A 16907-nucleotide genomic window follows, 5' to 3' on the forward strand; every position below is an offset into this window, starting at 1 on the left:
TCCCTTATAGGGGAGGTTTGGTGGGGTATAATGAAAGTAAAGTTACAATTTGAAAGATTCCTTATTTGCAGAATCACTTTTTGGACACCCTCTTTAATTTGCTTTTATCTAGGCTTTTTCTTGATAACATCTTATCCAGTCAACACTTAAAGAAGATGGTACTTTAACTTTTACTTCATCCTTCAATAAATGCGAGCTAAAAACTAAATACATCGGTTGGTTTGGAATGTTTTGAGTTTGTTCATGAACTTTAACTCCATTAACTGTCCAGGTCAGTTTTTCTTTGGTCCATTCCAATCCATATATAAAGTAGTCTGAATCGAACTTAATGCCATTGACGGTAGTAAGCTTCTGAGATGCTGTGTTATTTACCATTAAGTGACTTCCAGCTTTAAATTGTTTAGAACCGGCTTCGGCAAATCTAAATATGTCAACTTGAGGAGCAATGCTTTCGCCAACCATCCAAAAGGCATGGTTAATAGGCGAAGAATCTTCTACTTTAACTTTAGCTTCGAATTTTCCATAAAGCTGTCTGAAGCTTTGCCCGGTACTAATAAGGGCTGATGAGTAATTAAATTCTTTTGGAACAAAACCCATCTGATCGTCCCAAATCTTTCCTTTAATCTTTTCTTCTTTGGTGGTAAGGTGAGCAACGCTATCTCTCAATTGTATATTTGACTCACTGAAAAATTGTTTCTCTTCTTTTAAAACATAAACATCATTTAAAAGAGCTTTACCCCAATAATAACCATTTATCCATTTGTTTTGATCAATTTTAGAACTGTCAAAATCATCTTCAAAGGTTAATTGCCATTTATTGATTTCACTAAATGAATTATGAGATTTAGTTTTCTCGTACCATTTAAATTCGGGTGTTTTTTTTATGTCCTCATACTCCGAAAGTAGAGCGTATTCTTTTGATTTGGCAAATCGTTTAGGATCTTCCAATTCTTTTTTGAAGGCAATAAAATCAGCGGATTCAACCAGTTGCTTTAATTTCTCAAAAGTTTCTAACCTTTCAGATTTGTCAATATTTACAAAGTTTTTGTAAGCAGCTTTGTTTAACTCTTTGAAGTAAAACTTAATGTCGGAGTTTTTTTGCAGACTCTTAAACTCGTTAAACTTTGTGTAGGCTTCTGATTTCTTAAAGTCTTTTTTGCCCTTTTCTTCTCTGAATTCAGGGCTTTCAGTCCATTTCTTTAATTCAGTAAATTCTTTAAGAATATTTGAGTCTTTAATGGATAAAACTCTTTCGGGATTATGAGAAGCCTTGTATTTAAAATATTTTTTTAAATCACTCGACTTTTTCAAAGATTCATAATCTTTTAATTGACGGTATTCCTTAGTGGTTTTGAATTTTTCAGTTTTTAACTGATCAACCTTCTTAATAAAGTCACCTGAGTGCACGAGTTCATCCAGTTCCTTATATCTTTTATAATTGGTTGAGTTTTCAAAGTCAACGAAACGCTTATAATCGTTCTTCAATTTTTCCTGTTCAGCTTCATACTTTGCTGTTTGCGGATACTTACTTCCAAAAAGAGAACTTAAAAATGAGGCCATTATCTAATTAGTTTTTGGGCATTAAATAACAATGATACGTGAGAATAGCAATAAGGTTAACTAAAATAATGAAAATTTCCATAGGTTTTAATAGCTGTGCGTTTTTGAGCATCTCCTTGTTCGATAATGAACGGTTTTTATCTGGCTTATTATTTGTAAAGTATTGAATATTAATATATAGCGTGTTTTGGTTCAATCATTGAATTAGACTGAATATGTGATTAACGATCATGTTGCTTACAATTTTTATTGTTGTAAAGATGTTTAAGAGCAGGTTAAGAAAAATTAACAATTAAAAAATAAGAGTAAGTAATAAAATGTAATGTAATATAAAATACAGAAATACAGCATTATAAAGTGAATTGAAAAAATGTATATGGGTTTTTAAGTTACAAAATGAAGTTTGTGTATTTGAGAGTTGATTTAGATCATGATTTATAATTTGTAATTATATCTTTTTTGCAGCCTCAAATTGATAGATTAAGATATTCAGTTATTCAAAACGATTAATAGCGATAAGGAATGAATGTTTTAAATGAAGTAATAAGTTTATACGATTCCATAGGTCTTAAAGAAATGGGAAGCGTGAAATTGATGAACAGGATTGATACAAAATTTTTATTGACCCCTCAATCGTTGGTTTCATGCCTTGCAGCGCATATTAACGACTATGATGTTGTAGAGATTAATAATAAGAGAATCCTATCTTATTTCACAACTTATTACGATACAGAAAACCTGAATATGTATCACGAACATCATAATGGAAAGAATCGCCGCTTTAAAATTCGTTACCGTGAGTACGCTGAAAGTGGTGACAAATTTCTTGAAATTAAATTGAAAGAGAAAGGTAGGACTCATAAGATGAGAGTGGCTGTAAATGGGTTTGAAAAACATATCAATGGCGGTGATCAGTTGTTTGTTAATAGTAATACACCGTATAGTGCTGATGATTTAAATCCTGTTTTATCAACACATTTTAAGCGAATTACATTGGTTAATAAAGCTACTTGTGAGCGAATTACTATTGATTTAAATGTTGGCTTTAATAATTTAAATATGTCGAAGTCACTTGATAATTGTGTTATAGTAGAAATTAAAAGGAACAGAGATGATATATATTCATCATTTGCACGCACGATTAAAAAGCATGGTTATTCACCATTGTCAATTAGTAAGTACTGTTTGGGTACGATAGCCTTAAATAATGATGTTAAGTATAATCGGTTTAAGCCAAGGTTACTTAGTGTTAATAAATTAATGGCAGAAGAAAGGGAGATGATTGCTCTCGTAGGTTAAAAATTAGATAGATAGTTAAGATCATTTATTTTTCAATAAACATGATTATGAAAACAGTTGCAAGGATTAAAATAGGATTTGTTTTTTTGCTTTTTGTAATTGCTAGTGTGTCGGGTGTTAAGGCTAACAATATTCGTCCTAATGGTGTTTTTGATTCGGATGAAGTATTAAAGCTGACTTTAATTGCTGACTTTAATAAATTGTATACAGAACGAGATAAAGCTGCCGATTATATTGTTGGTAGAATGGTATATACCGATAAGAAAGATGTAGAATTACCAGTTAAATTAAAGGTGAGGGGTAATTTCAGGTTAAAAGAATCAACCTGTGACTTTGCTCCACTTAAGCTTAAATTTGGTAAAGAGGATGTTGGGCGTACCTTGTTTAAAAATAATAGAAAACTTAAACTGGTTACCCATTGTAAGGATAGTGAAGAGATGTTGAACAGTGTAATCAGAGAATATTCTGCCTATCGTATTTATAATTCCATTTCAGAATATAGTTTAAAAGTACGTTTGGTTGAGATAAACTATGTTGATGAAAATGATGGCTCTTCTTTTACAAAATTTGGTTTTTTCATAGAAGATAAAGATGATATGTGTGCCCGGCTGGGAATTGAACAATATAAGGTGATGAATGTGACATTAAATCAGCTGGAAGAACAGGAAATGGTCAAAATGTCGATGTTTCAATATATGATTGGTAATGAAGACTGGTCTGTTCCTATGTTGCATAATGTTATATTAGTGAAGGATGGAAATCATAAACCATATATTGCTATACCTTACGATTTTGATATGTCATTTTTTGTAAATCCTCCATACCGAAAAGATATTACCGGAACAGCTGAAACCGTAAAGATTTATAAAGGCGACCGTGTTAAATTTGATGAGTTAAGAAAGCAAGTTGACTATTTTACCGAGACAAAAGAAGAGGTTTTAAATATGATACTTGATTTGCCCGAAATGTCGATTGAATGTAAACAAAGGTGTGTGAGTGAGATAGAGGATTTCTATGCTAAACTTGAGACCAAGAGCAGTATTCGTCGTAACTTTATGGCTCATGTAAAATAGGGAAAGACCCTTTCAGTATTCTAAAAAAGGCAATAATATCTATTGTTGAAAACAGGAATTTTTATAATTTTGCCAACGCATTTGCGAAAATAGCTCAGTTGGTAGAGCACGACCTTGCCAAGGTCGGGGTCGCGGGTTCGAGTCCCGTTTTTCGCTCGGAATTAAGGAAGTTTTACTTCCTTTTTTATTTATCGCCCAAGTGCTGAAATTGGTAGACAGGCACGGTTGAGGGGCATTTACTAAACTTTAGCTACAAAGGACTGCTAAAGCTGATTAATAAAGAGTTATAAAAGAACGTAGCTCAAATGTAGAAAAATTTTTCGGAAACAATTCGGAAACATTCTACAGATTTATAAATTTGGAAACAGATACCAGCCCAGATGGTGAAATTGGTAGACACGTTGGCTTGAGGGGCCAATGCTCGTTTTAGAGCGTGCAAGTTCGAGTCTTGTTCTGGGCACAAAAAAGAAACTCCCGGTTGATTTTATTCAGCCGGGAGTTTTTCTTTTTTGTATTTTCCCATCTAAATAAATTATAGGTATGATAGATTGTTGATTCAACTTTTTTATAAAAGAAAGATGTCTTAAAGCAGATATTTGGATTTAAACTTCATACTTGATTTACTTTTTTGTATCTTTTAATATCTAAGCAATTTTGGGAGGACTAGCTTGTGCAATCGGAAATCGAAAAAAGTTATATATATAGGATTCAAGAGCTTGAAAAAGAAATTGAAAGACTTAAAGACGTTAATATCGAACAAAGTCAGTTGCAATCTGAAAAAGATATTAACTCAATGGCTTTTAAGCTTTCGGAAATGGCTAAGCTTGCTAATGTAGGGTTTTGGGAATATGATGTTGAAAATGATAATGTAATATGGTCGGATGAAACATATAGGTTGTTTGATTATGAGATTGGGTCAAAAATTAATTATGAAAGTATCCTTAATCGTATTCATCCTGATGATAAAGAAAAGCACAATATAAATACTCAACAATGGATAGAAAAAGGTATCTGTAATCCTTTTGAATACCGAATAGTACTACCAAATGGTTTAATTAAATATGTAATAGCCAAGGGAAAGATAGAGAAAAACAATGCAGGGGCAACGATAAAAATGTTAGGGGCAATAACTGATATTACCAAGCAGAAAGAGACAGAGTTTGAACTGCTGGATTATCAAGGAAAACTGGAGGAAAATGTTGCCAAAAGAACATTGGAACTAGAAAGTAAGCAACACCTTTTAAGTACTGTCATCTCAGAAGCTTCTGTAATCCTTTTTGCACTAGATAGCGAAGGTATATTTACATTGTCGGATGGTAAAGGACTTAAAAAACTTGGGTTACAACCAGGTCAGGTAGTTGGAATGTCAGCTTTAGAGTTATATAAAGACAATCCTGCTATCATCTCTAGTATTAAATCTGTTTTTGATGGCAATGAAGTACGAATAGTAAACCAAGTTGGGGAAATATATTTTGATACTTCTTATACGCCTCTAATATCAGATAAGAAAGTTATAGGTGTTGTAGGAGTAGCAACCGATATTACAGAACTAAAACAAACAGAGAAGAGTTTAAAAGCCGCATTAGAATATAATCAGAAAATGACAGATACCAGCCCAGTAGGTATCATTGTTGTGGATAAACAAGGTCAATTTGAATTTGCAAATTCCAGAGCGGAGAAAAAGCTTGGTCTAAAAAAAGAGGACATCACAGGAATGACATACAATCATCCAGATTGGAAGATTACTGATTTTGAAGGAAACGATTTTCCTCAAGAGGAATTACCATTTATACGTGTCCAGAAAGAAGGTAAACCAGTTCATTGTATTGAACATGCTATAAAATGGCCAGATGGTTCTATGATTTATCTTTCTATAAATGCTGCTCCCAAGTTTGATGCTAATAATAATTTTGATGGAATGATTGCCACTCTTGAAAATATTACAAATAGGGTATTGAGGGAGAGGGAGTTAAAAGAGGTTTTTTCTTTCAGGGAAATGCTTATTAAAAATGCTGCTGAAGGTTTATGTGTATGTCACAATATTGATGAGTTTCCCTATGTAGAATTTACAGTATGGAACAATCAAATTGAAAAAATCACGGGATATACTCTTAATGAGATAAATGAGTTAGGATGGTATCAATCTTTGTATAAGGATTTAGAAATAAGGGAAAGAGCTATTCAACGCATGACTTCGATGCGAGAGGGAGAAGATATTGTGAATGAAGAATGGGATATTACAACAAAGAATAATGAACCTAAAACAATTTCTATATCAACATCAATAATCAATTCATTAAAAGGAACAACCCATGTATTAGCATTAATCTCAGATGTTACAGAGCTGAAAAAACAAAGAGAATCAATAAAGAAACATAATGAAGAATTGGAAAGGTTAAATGAAATAAAGAATCGATTCTTATCTATATTATCTCATGATTTAAAAGCTCCAATGGGTGCTCAGATGCATCTATTAGATATAATAACTAAAGACTCATCAAGTTTCACGAAAGAAGAATTGTTAAGATATATCGGTGTATTTTCAGATAGTAATAAAAGCAGTTATAATTTACTTGACAATATTTTGAATTGGGTAATATTGCAAATTGGGAATGGTAAAGTACTTATTGAAAATTGTTCTTTAAAGAAATCCATTGATGAAATCAAAAATATTTTCAAGGAAAATCTATTGCGTAAGGATATAAAAGTATTGACAGAACTTGAATGTGATATAATAGAAACCAATAAAAATATACTAAACACTTTATTGCGGAATCTTATCTGTAATGCAATAAAATTTTCGGAAAGAGATGGGGCAGTTACTATTATTTCAAGAAAAGTTCAGGGCGAAATAATTATATCTGTTAAAGATACAGGTGTTGGAATGGATAGTTCAACGAGAGATAGTTTATTTAACTTTGAGAAAACAATAAGTAAAAAAGGGACAAATCATGAAATTGGGACAGGTTTAGGGCTTTCCATATGCAATGACCTTATAATTTCGATAGGTGGTAAAATTTGGGTGGAAAGTGAGGTTGGTAAAGGAAGTATTTTTAATTTCTCTATACCGAATCAATAATATTATCAAAGTAGCTATATGATGAGTTTTAAATTTCTCCAGTTTGATTAGATTAGGATAGATGATCCCATAATAATTTTAGTATCCAGTGCATCCTATTATCTAATAAGGCAATGTGTTGATAAAATGATAAGCGGAATGACTTATAATCGTGTGGGAATATAGTTAACTTATAAAGGTGATTGAGTTTACCCTTTTCATCCACCCCTTTAAAAATTTTTGGTTCTGACCTCTTTGCGCAATTGTGTTGTAATAATGTATACGTGCAGACTTGATGGCATTGAATAACATTTCTGGTGGGCAAGAATTAAGGGCTTTGATTGTGTTTTTGCCGATAATCCCATCCAATTTAAGTTCACAATCAAAGAAGCGGTTTAATACTTTTTGAACGCCCCTGGCTCCCCATACTCCACTATTAACGCACCAATCAAAAATGATTTCTTGTAGTGAACCATTGGAGATTTCATCAATTTTAAACCTTTTGTAAAAGGTCTGCTGATAAAAATCCTTTACAAGCTGTGTCAATTGAGGAACATCAATCTTAAAGTTCCAAGATATTTCACCGTAGGTTTCTTTGTAGGTATCAATGTATTGCCAGCCTTCCCAATCGGGATGCAAATTCCGGGCTACACCCATATATGTTTCACCTCCTTTATCTCCGGTTACATTGGCGTAGTAACCTTCGTGCTTTATCATTCCATCAAAGAGTTCATCAAATGTCTTCATTCTTACGTTTGGTTTTAAGTTTTACATTGTTCACACCGGAAATTGAACCACCGAAAAGAAAGTCGATAATGGTGCTTAGTTTGGTTGAGATACCGCCATTAATGCTGCTTACAAAGGCTATTTGCCAATCTTGTAATTGTATGGTTTTAAATACAAAATTGTTGAGCATGATTACTGTTAACTAACCCAAGATTATAGTAAGTGTAGTAAAAAATACAGGCAAAAAACAATATAAAATATAAAATTTGTACTAGTATCCAGCAGAATATTTTATGTTATTCTGAATATCGTTAGCTATATTTAGATTTGAAAAACCTTATAACTAAATTCAAATCTTTATGTACCAATTGGGCCCTAATATTTTTATTCGTAAAAAGTATATCTCGGTCTTATTCTTCTTACATGTTGCCTTATTTATTACAGCCCAATCATGGGAATCAGACATAGTAAAAAAACTATCCCTTCATCAGGCTGTTAGTCATAACGAAAAAATATTTGTACAAACCGATCGTCCTGCATATTTGCCTGGCGAAACCATTTGGTTTAGTGCATTTGTTATGAATGCTGCATCGCAAAAATTAAATCTTACCGAAGTGGTATTGCATGTTGAGTTGCTTAAGCCTGATCAGTCGATCTATTCAAAGGATATGTTTAAAATTGAAGAAGGTAAAGCTGCTGGACAGATTGATTTAAAATATGGACTTAAGCCTGGTAAATATTATCTGGTAGCATATACCAATTGGATGCGTAATGCCGGAAGTGCTTACTATTTCTCGAAAGAAATAATTATTGTTGGATCCAGACCCGTTGTATCAGCCCATTCTAATGCGTTGTCATCAGAGGTAGTGGATGATGAATCGCAAGTAGAATCTGAAAAAATCGAATCAAAGTATAATATTAAATTCTATCCCGAGGGAGGTGAATTAATAACTGGTGTTAATACCAAAGTAGCATTTGAAGTGTTAGATGAATTAGGTTTACCTGTTGATTTTATGGGTATGGTAGAAGATGAAACGGGTCAAATTGTTGCTGCTGCAAAAACGTTATGGAGGGGAAAAGGTTTTTTTATGCTTAATCCTCAACCTGGTAAAAAGTATTTTATAAAGCAAACCGGCGAAATCGAAACTTTGGATAAAGAACCCTTACCCAATGCTCTTGAGTCAGGTTTAGCAATGGCTGTTACAGATAAAGGTAAAGATAAGCCTGTTCAGATAATGATTTCCAGAATTGGTGCACTCACTTCGGATAGTACCGCTTTTCTTTTGGCAACTCAGAATGGTCAGCCTAAGAATGCGATGAGGATAGATTTGACTCAAAGAAAGACTGTTGCTGTTTTAATGGAGAAAACAGAATTTAATAGTGGCATTGTTCAGCTTACTTTATTTGATAGTAATAAAATACCAAAGGCAGAACGATTATTGTTTGTTAAGAAGGACGAAGCTCTAAATATTGCACTTCGAGAAGTTAGGTTGCCTGCTTCTGGCAGGGATGCTGTTGAGATGGAACTTCAAGTTACAAATGCTGATGGCCTGCCGGTTGAAGGAAACTTTACTGTTTCGGCAACCGATGCTGAAAGAGTACCTGATCATAGTTATCAATCGCCAAATATCATTCAATATCTTTCATTGTATTCCGATTTGCCAGATTTGAAAATGAATGAACCGGTACTTTTCGAAGATTCCGGTGAAGGTAATTTTAAGTCGGAATTATTAATGTTGACAAATGGATGGCGAAGATATAAATGGGAAGAGGTGATAACTGATACCATTGCTATTCCTGAGTATCTTGAAGAGCCTGGTATATATGTGAAAGGAAAAGTTCGATCGTTATGGGGTAAAGATAAAGTGCCGGAAGGTGCCGAAGTAACCATGGTTGCAGGTAGTGTTTTTGATAGCTATAATGAGAAAGTGAATCAAAATGGTGAGTTTACCTTTATAATGAGCGATTTCTATGATAGCAAAAGGGTTGTTGTACAAACAAAAAATAAAAAGGACGCAAAAAGAGATTATAAGATTGATATTCAAACCAGCTATCAGCCACAACCTGCAGATCAGTTCAGTTATTTAACCAATGCTTATTGTTCTGATGTTAATGCAGAAACAATTAATATTGAAGATATACGATTAACCAGAGATTTGCTGGAAAAGGAATTAGCAAGAGTTGTGATTGAAGACACCTTTATGGTAACAACAGATGTAGCTATTGATGAGGTTGATGTGAAGGCCGAAAGCAAGAAGTCGGCAAAAGGAATTATGAATCAGAAATATGGTGCACCAGATTATTCAGTTGGAGAAACCAAAATTGGTGAATTAATGGGAGAGATGCCTTGGTATGATGGAATATTCAGCTTGCTCTATGAAGCATTTCCCGAACTGCGAATAACAACATCGAATGTTGGTGTTGACGGAAGCTCTGTTGAGTTAACAAGTAATGGAATGGAAATAGTGGAGTATTCTTCAACAACGACGGTTAGTTTTCAACTGATTGGAAAAAGAAGACATCGTTTCTTTGTTTATGTCGATGGCAAAATGGTTGGAGCTTCGAATACTAAGGGTATAATGAGCGGGATGTTAGGAACCTATTCTATTGATGATTTGGTAACGCTGGATCCCATGGAAGTTAAATCAGTTGATTTAGTATTTCCGGATACTCCCAATGCAAAGGCTTTGTTAACGGGTGATGCTGAGTTTTTTAATAATGAAGATATAGATTGGACAACGCTTGAAGGTCAGATAGAATATACCGTTAAGGGTACTGAAGAAGTTTCAACGCCGGTGGCGATTCTTTCGATTTATACTCAGGCTGGTGGCGGTCTTTATAGTACCATTGCCTACAAAGGTATTTCTAATGTTACATTACATGGATTTAAGAGAGTAAAAGAGTTTTATCATTTCGATTACTCAACAAGCATTAAGGATAGTATACTTTCTGATGAAAGAAACACCTTAGCCTGGTTTCCTGATGTGGAAACTGACATTAATGGTAGAGCTCCATTGAAGTTTTATGCTTCAGATGTGTCCAATAAAATAAGGCTGGAAATCAATGGTGTGTCTGAAAGAGGTGAGGTTGGAAGTTTACTGTATTATACACCAGATTCTCTGTTTACTTCTCAACAAACTTTGGAACCTAAAAGGGAACTATTAAATCAGCAACCGGTTGATCCACTATATAAGGCTCATCTGTTCTTACCCGACCGAACTCCGGTATCTTATGCGAAAATTAGTTCGGATCAGAATGATTGGAGTGCATTTACCTCAGCTGATGGTTTGTTTCCTGTTGACGAAAATATAATTCATCCAACCAGTACTATAAAGATTGAGAAAGCAGGATTTCAGCCATTGAAATGCACTTATCAGGATTTATTGGATTCTGATAAAACCCTTGAAAAAGAAGAGATTCGACAATCTTCTGACGATGCATTAGAAATTATTAAAAAGCTTTATCGGAGTCGATTTAAAAACAGAAACTCGAAGAAGATATACTTCAAAGGTGCCTATCGTGAGAAAATCTTCGATAATAGCTATTTGCATAGTTTAAAGGATTTAAGTTTTATACAAGTCTGGCCGAAAATGGCAGAGGAAGCTATTCCGATTGAGACAAATATTACCGGCAGACAAGAGTTTCATTCAATCGATTATGGTAGAAAAATTAACTTCACGCCTCTTAAACGGAATGATGTAATTCCTCAATTAGATCCTGTTTGGTTTTTGGAGTCTTTTCTCGATCTTAATTTTCAGAAGGCGTATGAATACATACTTGTTGGAGAAACACAATTTCAAGGGCGCAGAATGTATCGTATTCATTTCGATCAGTATAATGATGTTAACTATGCTTTTTATCAGGGTGAATTATTGATAGATGCAGAAACATATGGTCTTGCATGGGCTTCGTGGCGCTTTAGTGATAAAGCTAAAAAATACATTATGCCCGATATGTATATTGTGAGTGCACGGAGTAGTGAAAATTTTGAAGTGGTAAGAGAACAACGTGAGGTGACCTGGAAGTTTAACGGAGAAACATGGGATCCGGACTTTAGCATTTACAACGTTTCTTTCTATTGGAATGGAGAACTTAAGAAGATTGAACAGGAGACGGTATGGAAACCAATTTTTCAGGATGATTTTAAATTATTAAAGGATAAATTGCCTAAGAAGTGGAATCAGATAAACGAAACGAAAAAAGAAGTCGAATATAATCCGGCTCAATGGCGGGATAATCAGCTTTTACCTCCAGACTTGAGTATTATCAATCAAATTAAATTTTTAAATGAAGTAACCAGGTTTGTTGAGGAGACCAAATAATTTGAGCTTATGAAAGAATTTCTCCTTATCGTTTCCCTTGTATTTGGTGTGTTGTTGCAAGTTGAAGCATATACCATATCGGGTGAAGTAAAAGATTCGTTGACCAATCAACCAGTTGAATTTGCCAATATTTATATTGATGGAACCACTATAGGTACGATCACTGGTGAGGATGGACAATTTGAATTAACTTATGATATGGATTACTCTCAAATAGTAATCAGTCATATCAGTTACGTGAGTAGAATTGTTAATATTGATAGTAAGAAAGAAAAGCGTTTGTCAATTCGGTTAATTCCTAAAAAGATAGATATTCAGCAAGTAACAATAGAGAGTACTAATCTTAGGGCGGCCAATATGGATTATTTTAAGAAAGTATTTCTAGGTGTTGATAAATGGGGCAAAAAGGCTCAGATACTTAATGATAGTGTTTTGTATTTTGATGTTCAATATGCTGAAAAATTCTTTATTCCCGGTAAAGGGCCCTACGAAAAATTCATTGCCACAGCAACTGAACCACTGAAAATTCTTTTACCTGATTTAGGATATGAGTTGCGCTACGATCTGGTAACTTTTCGTGAGCAGTTTAATCCTGAGATTCGGCGTAACTCAATTCGAATAGTAGGATACTCGTTTTTTAAGGAGTTGAAAATTAATTCAGAACGAAAAGAAAAGAAGTATTTAAAAAACAGGAAAGAGGCATATAATAATTCAACAATGCATTTTGTGCGCTCTATGTATGAGAATACATTAAGAATGAATGGATTTTTAATTCTTGAAACAGATACAGTTTCGAATCCTGAAGGTCCGGAATATAAAACTTTTGAATTATCGACTTGTGGTTGTGCTGATTTTATGTTGAATGAAGCATGGTTAAGCGGTTTAAAAGGGAAGGAATATGAAATACTCTATTTCTACAGGGGAAAAAAACCTCTAAATCTGCTCTTAAGGAAGATTAACTTAAAAGATCCCAGAATAAAAAACTCAAGATGTTATATAATGAAAGATATTTGTGTGATTAGGAAAGATGGATCTTTGCCTGGCGGAGAAATAATATTTGATGGAGATATCATTAATAAAAGAATGGGAGCAGCCTTGCCTCTTGATATAATGTTCGAAAATTAAACTATGTTAATTATATAATCATAAACCCAGACCCATAATGAGACAATTAATTTTAAGTATTTTCCTATTGCCTATTCTGGTTCATTGTACACATCAGGATTCAAATGTTATTATCAAATCTAATACTGAGTTATTGGATATAAAAGATGGTGATCGGCTTATCAGGCAAAACTGGAGAATCAGTCCGCAGATAAAGCCTGATATTTTTAAAACAAGCGCAAACGAAGTTACCTTTTACACCGACCTGGATTCAGCAACTTTTAAGGTAGGACCGGGTAAAGATAGTGTTGATTTTATTATTGTATTAAATGATAAGGATACAGCATTTACAAGAATCAAGTATGTTTTGCCTTATCTCGATAAGCTGAAAGCTGCGGCTGAATATAGTTATGTGGATACGATCAATCTTCCAGCTTTTACTTACCAATCCAAGAGTGATTCAGTTCTGGTAAATCTTCGCAAACATTATAATCTGGACTCCATTGCCGGACGGGGAAGCGAAGTAAACCGAATGATTAATCTTATGTATTGGGTTCATAATGCTGTAAGGCACGATGGAAGTAGTTATAATCCGGATAATAAAAATGCGATCGATTTAATTAACACATGTGAGTCGGAAGAAAGAGGTGTTAATTGCCGAATGATGGCGACTATACTTAACGAATGTTACCTTGCTATGGGTTATCCTTCGCGATACATAACCTGTATGCCCAAAGAAGAAAAATTTGATGACTGCCATGTGATTAATATGGTTTATTCAACTCAGTTAGATAAATGGATCTGGATGGATCCAACATTTGCTGCTTATGTAATGGACGAAAAAGGTGAGTTGTTGGGGATTGAAGAGGTAAGAGAACGACTGATTAATGATAAACCTTTGATATTGAATCCTGATGCCAACTGGAATAATCAGGTGACACAAACCAAGGATTATTATCTTGAAAAATACATGGCTAAGAATTTGTATCGTTTTAGCGTTCATATTAATAGCCGGTATAATTCCGAAACCAGAGGCGTTTATCCAACCATTGATTATATTGAGTTATTACCTGAGAATATTGACTGGAAGGTGGAGCCTATTACCGTTTGGACAAATGAGGTAACACTTGTGAAACATACTACTTATCGGATTAGTAATCCCACTCAATTCTGGCAAGCACCCTTTTAATGTCTGTGACAAGAATTTATAAAGTAGGAATATAAATGAGTAAGATAGTTTACTGATTTGTATATCAGTAATAATGAATGTCACACAACAAATCTAAACCCTTAAAAAAATGAACAAAACGTTAATTGCACTATTTTGTGGTGTTTTCTTATTTACGAATTTATTATTTGTAAAGGCAGGAGAAAAAAGTATTGTAGCCAGCAAACAAATAAATGGTCTTTCAATTTCAATTGACAGCCGTCAGGAGTTAATAAGTATTGTGCAATATCTCGGTGATTACTTTCGTCTGAATAAATTTAATCTCGAATATAAAAATTCCATCGATCAATACTTTGAGAAATATAAAGATCATGAAGCTGTGTTGTTTGTGAAAGGGCTTTCTCAAAAGGGCTTTACCTATGATGCTCCACCGGCTATGATGCTTCATCTATCTGACGAATTGAATGTTGATAATGAGATGCCCGAATATCTGCTACGTCGAATTGGTGGGGAGGATCAACTAAAGAAATTTGTTTCGGTTTTGAAACAGTTTGTGGAGGATACTCATTTTAATGAATTCATCGAGTCACATCAATCATTTTATGCAGGATTGGTTGATAATATGGCTACTCAATTAAACGATTTTAATGAAATAGAAACCATTGAAAAGTTCTACGGTAAAAAGCAAAATAGCTATAATATTATCTTATCATGTTTGAATAGTGGTAATTATGGTCCTGGTGTAAGTGTTAACGGTAAGCTTGATATTTACAATATCATGTCGCCCAGAAAAGAAGAAAACGGACAGCCCGTTTTTGGACAGATAAATGATATTGAGTATTTGGTTTGGCATGAATTCGGTCATTCATATGTGAATTATCTGACTGACGAAAACAATGATTTGGTTGAAGGATACAAACAGTTGTTAAATCCTATTAAGGATCAGATGAAAAAACAGGCCTATGGCAGTTGGACTACTGTTGTGAATGAGCAGGTGATTAGGGCGGTAACGACCTTTTTAGCGAAACAGAAATATGGAGATGAGATCGCTGAAAAGGTTATGTATAAAGAGGTTGGCAGAGGTTTTATTTATACCGAGCCAATGATGAAAGCCCTGGAGATATACAGTAATAACAGAAGCAAATACCCAACTTTTGCCGATTTTTATCCAACTCTTATCAAGACTGCCTTTGATGATGCAAAAACAAACGACTATAATGCTCAATATATGATTAGCATCAATCAAACTTTTGCCAATGTTGATTACATTGTTGTTTCGGAAAAAGAAGATGGTAATGAAGGTGAGATTCTGAACTATGTAAAAATGATTAGAGATAAGTTTATGAAGGATAAGCAAATTATTACTGATAAAGAGGCGCTTGATCTGGATATAAGTCAATATTCTTTCATGATTTATGGAACTGAGAAGAATAATTTGTTGCTAAAAAAGTTTAAAACTAATCTTCCGATTATAACTTCAGAATCTTCAATCAAAGCCGATAAAGAATATGAACTTAGCGATGGTAAAGCAATTTTTAATATGCAAAATCCAGCTAATCCTGAAAAGTATTTATTGATATACACAGCCCAGAAATCGGATGGAATTGTCAATATTAACAATGTTTTTCATGGACCAACTAACTATGTTGTTTTCAGAGATCGTAACAATGTATTAAAATCAGGCACACTTGTGAAAGTAAAAGAAGGATGGAAGTGTTTGTAATTTATAATGATGATTTAAAAGATTGTTAAAGTTGTATCTGATTTTCTCGTCTGCCAGAATCTTATACTTTTGTAATACTTTCGGTTTATATGTTGAATATAATTAGCTGATTAAAACAATTTGGAATTAAGGATGATAATAAAAAGAAAAATGAAAAAGTTAGGTTTGATAAAAAGATTGCTGGGAGTGTTTTTATTAGCAATTACTGCAGTTAGTTGTATAAAGGAGAATGATGTTACTGAAACGTATGATGCCTTGAAGCAATTGGAAATTGATGAGGCACTAATTGCAGATTATATTGCAGATAATGGGATAGATGCAACCGAAATTATTTACAATGGTACAGCTTCGGGGGTTTATTATTATAACCATGAGATAGCTGATGAGTCAGATACAGAAAAGCCTAACAGTACCTCAGAAGTAACAGTTGCATATAAAGGTTATCTGTTGGATGGGACTGTGTTTGACAGTACCGATGAAGGTGAATCTATTTCTTTCATTCTTAGTGGTTTAATTGTTGGCTGGCAAATTGGTATACCTGTAATGAGTAAAGGAGATAAATTAACATTGATTATTCCTTCGCCATACGGTTATGGTCCTTATGCTGCAGGTGCAATACCAGCTAATTCTGTTTTAATATTTGATATTGAACTAATTGATTTTACAAATTAGATTTGAGCTAAGAAATAATTTAAAGGTGCGGATTTATCCGTGCCTTTTTTTGTTATATAAGGGTTTGTAGCAGTATATTAAAAGGTCATAAGAGGTTAAAAATGATTGAAAAGATTTGAAAACAAAAAATCCCGGAAGCATCTATATACATTCCGGAATTTGGTGTAATTATAATCTATCAATCATATTACTTATTCAATTT

General features: G+C 33.7%; 11 protein-coding genes and 2 tRNA genes. 10 read left to right on the top strand and 3 right to left on the bottom strand.

Annotated elements, in window-relative coordinates; genetic code table 11:
• Positions 1-108: 108 nt before the first annotated feature.
• The gene (locus ACRD62_RS21675) at positions 109-1560 is read right to left on the bottom strand and encodes a glycoside hydrolase family 16 protein (RefSeq protein WP_430822188.1); all 1452 of its coding nucleotides are present in this window, start codon (positions 1558-1560) and stop codon (positions 109-111) included.
• A 522-nt stretch (positions 1561-2082) separates the two neighbouring features.
• On the opposite strand from ACRD62_RS21675, the gene ACRD62_RS21680 reads away from it, so the two are divergent.
• The 5 genes from ACRD62_RS21680 (at position 2083) to ACRD62_RS21700 (ending at position 7011) form a co-directional block, all read left to right on the top strand.
• On the top strand, positions 2083-2859 hold the full coding sequence (locus ACRD62_RS21680) for a polyphosphate polymerase domain-containing protein (RefSeq protein ID WP_430822189.1): 777 nt from the start codon (positions 2083-2085) through the stop codon (positions 2857-2859).
• Between the two features lie 47 nt (positions 2860-2906).
• Positions 2907-3932 carry a hypothetical protein gene (locus ACRD62_RS21685; protein WP_430822190.1) on the top strand — a complete coding sequence of 342 codons (1026 nt, stop codon included), beginning with the start codon at positions 2907-2909 and terminating at the stop codon, positions 3930-3932.
• An 83-nt stretch (positions 3933-4015) separates the two neighbouring features.
• Positions 4016-4088, top strand: a tRNA-Gly gene (locus ACRD62_RS21690).
• Between the two features lie 218 nt (positions 4089-4306).
• Positions 4307-4392 (top strand) — tRNA-Leu (locus ACRD62_RS21695).
• A gap of 210 nt (positions 4393-4602) precedes the next feature.
• Entirely contained in the window at positions 4603-7011 is a 2409-nt protein-coding gene (locus ACRD62_RS21700) for a PAS domain-containing sensor histidine kinase (protein WP_430822191.1), read from the top strand.
• A 165-nt stretch (positions 7012-7176) separates the two neighbouring features.
• Here the strand turns inward: ACRD62_RS21700 and ACRD62_RS21705 are convergent, their stop codons facing one another.
• Positions 7177-7737, bottom strand: coding sequence for a glycoside hydrolase family 108 protein (locus ACRD62_RS21705; RefSeq protein ID WP_430822192.1), 561 nt, complete (start codon positions 7735-7737; stop codon positions 7177-7179).
• Positions 7724-7906, bottom strand: a complete 183-nt coding sequence (locus ACRD62_RS21710; protein WP_430822193.1) for a hypothetical protein — start codon at positions 7904-7906, stop codon at positions 7724-7726. Before ACRD62_RS21710 ends, ACRD62_RS21705 begins: the two co-directional genes overlap by 14 nt.
• A 169-nt stretch (positions 7907-8075) precedes the next feature.
• Here ACRD62_RS21710 and ACRD62_RS21715 point away from each other — a divergent pair, with 169 nt between their 5' ends.
• From ACRD62_RS21715 to ACRD62_RS21735, 5 genes are all read left to right on the top strand, one after another.
• Positions 8076-12038 carry an MG2 domain-containing protein gene (locus ACRD62_RS21715; protein ID WP_430822194.1) on the top strand — a complete coding sequence of 1321 codons (3963 nt, stop codon included), beginning with the start codon at positions 8076-8078 and terminating at the stop codon, positions 12036-12038.
• Between the two features lie 9 nt (positions 12039-12047).
• Complete coding sequence (locus ACRD62_RS21720) at positions 12048-13163, top strand: carboxypeptidase-like regulatory domain-containing protein (protein ID WP_430822195.1); 1116 nt, start codon at positions 12048-12050, stop codon at positions 13161-13163.
• A 37-nt stretch (positions 13164-13200) separates the two neighbouring features.
• The gene (locus ACRD62_RS21725) at positions 13201-14331 is read left to right on the top strand and encodes a transglutaminase domain-containing protein (protein WP_430822196.1); all 1131 of its coding nucleotides are present in this window, start codon (positions 13201-13203) and stop codon (positions 14329-14331) included.
• A 109-nt stretch (positions 14332-14440) separates the two neighbouring features.
• Positions 14441-16033, top strand: coding sequence for a DUF4932 domain-containing protein (locus ACRD62_RS21730; RefSeq protein ID WP_430822197.1), 1593 nt, complete (start codon positions 14441-14443; stop codon positions 16031-16033).
• A 150-nt stretch (positions 16034-16183) separates the two neighbouring features.
• Entirely contained in the window at positions 16184-16705 is a 522-nt protein-coding gene (locus tag ACRD62_RS21735) for an FKBP-type peptidyl-prolyl cis-trans isomerase (RefSeq protein ID WP_430822198.1), read from the top strand.
• The last annotated feature ends 202 nt before the right edge of the window (positions 16706-16907 follow it).

This window comes from Carboxylicivirga caseinilyticus (assembly GCF_050589785.1).
Classification (GTDB): domain Bacteria; phylum Bacteroidota; class Bacteroidia; order Bacteroidales; family Marinilabiliaceae; genus Carboxylicivirga; species Carboxylicivirga caseinilyticus.

Coding starts and splice junctions, on each gene's coding strand:
- ACRD62_RS21705 (WP_430822192.1), bottom strand. CDS start 7,737: ATGAAGACATTTGATGAACTCTTTGATGGAATGATAAAGCACGAAGGT.
- ACRD62_RS21680 (WP_430822189.1), top strand. CDS start 2,083: ATGAATGTTTTAAATGAAGTAATAAGTTTATACGATTCCATAGGTCTT.
- ACRD62_RS21675 (WP_430822188.1), bottom strand. CDS start 1,560: ATGGCCTCATTTTTAAGTTCTCTTTTTGGAAGTAAGTATCCGCAAACA.
- ACRD62_RS21730 (WP_430822197.1), top strand. CDS start 14,441: ATGAACAAAACGTTAATTGCACTATTTTGTGGTGTTTTCTTATTTACG.
- ACRD62_RS21710 (WP_430822193.1), bottom strand. CDS start 7,906: ATGCTCAACAATTTTGTATTTAAAACCATACAATTACAAGATTGGCAA.
- ACRD62_RS21720 (WP_430822195.1), top strand. CDS start 12,048: ATGAAAGAATTTCTCCTTATCGTTTCCCTTGTATTTGGTGTGTTGTTG.
- ACRD62_RS21715 (WP_430822194.1), top strand. CDS start 8,076: ATGTACCAATTGGGCCCTAATATTTTTATTCGTAAAAAGTATATCTCG.
- ACRD62_RS21725 (WP_430822196.1), top strand. CDS start 13,201: ATGAGACAATTAATTTTAAGTATTTTCCTATTGCCTATTCTGGTTCAT.
- ACRD62_RS21685 (WP_430822190.1), top strand. CDS start 2,907: ATGAAAACAGTTGCAAGGATTAAAATAGGATTTGTTTTTTTGCTTTTT.
- ACRD62_RS21735 (WP_430822198.1), top strand. CDS start 16,184: ATGAAAAAGTTAGGTTTGATAAAAAGATTGCTGGGAGTGTTTTTATTA.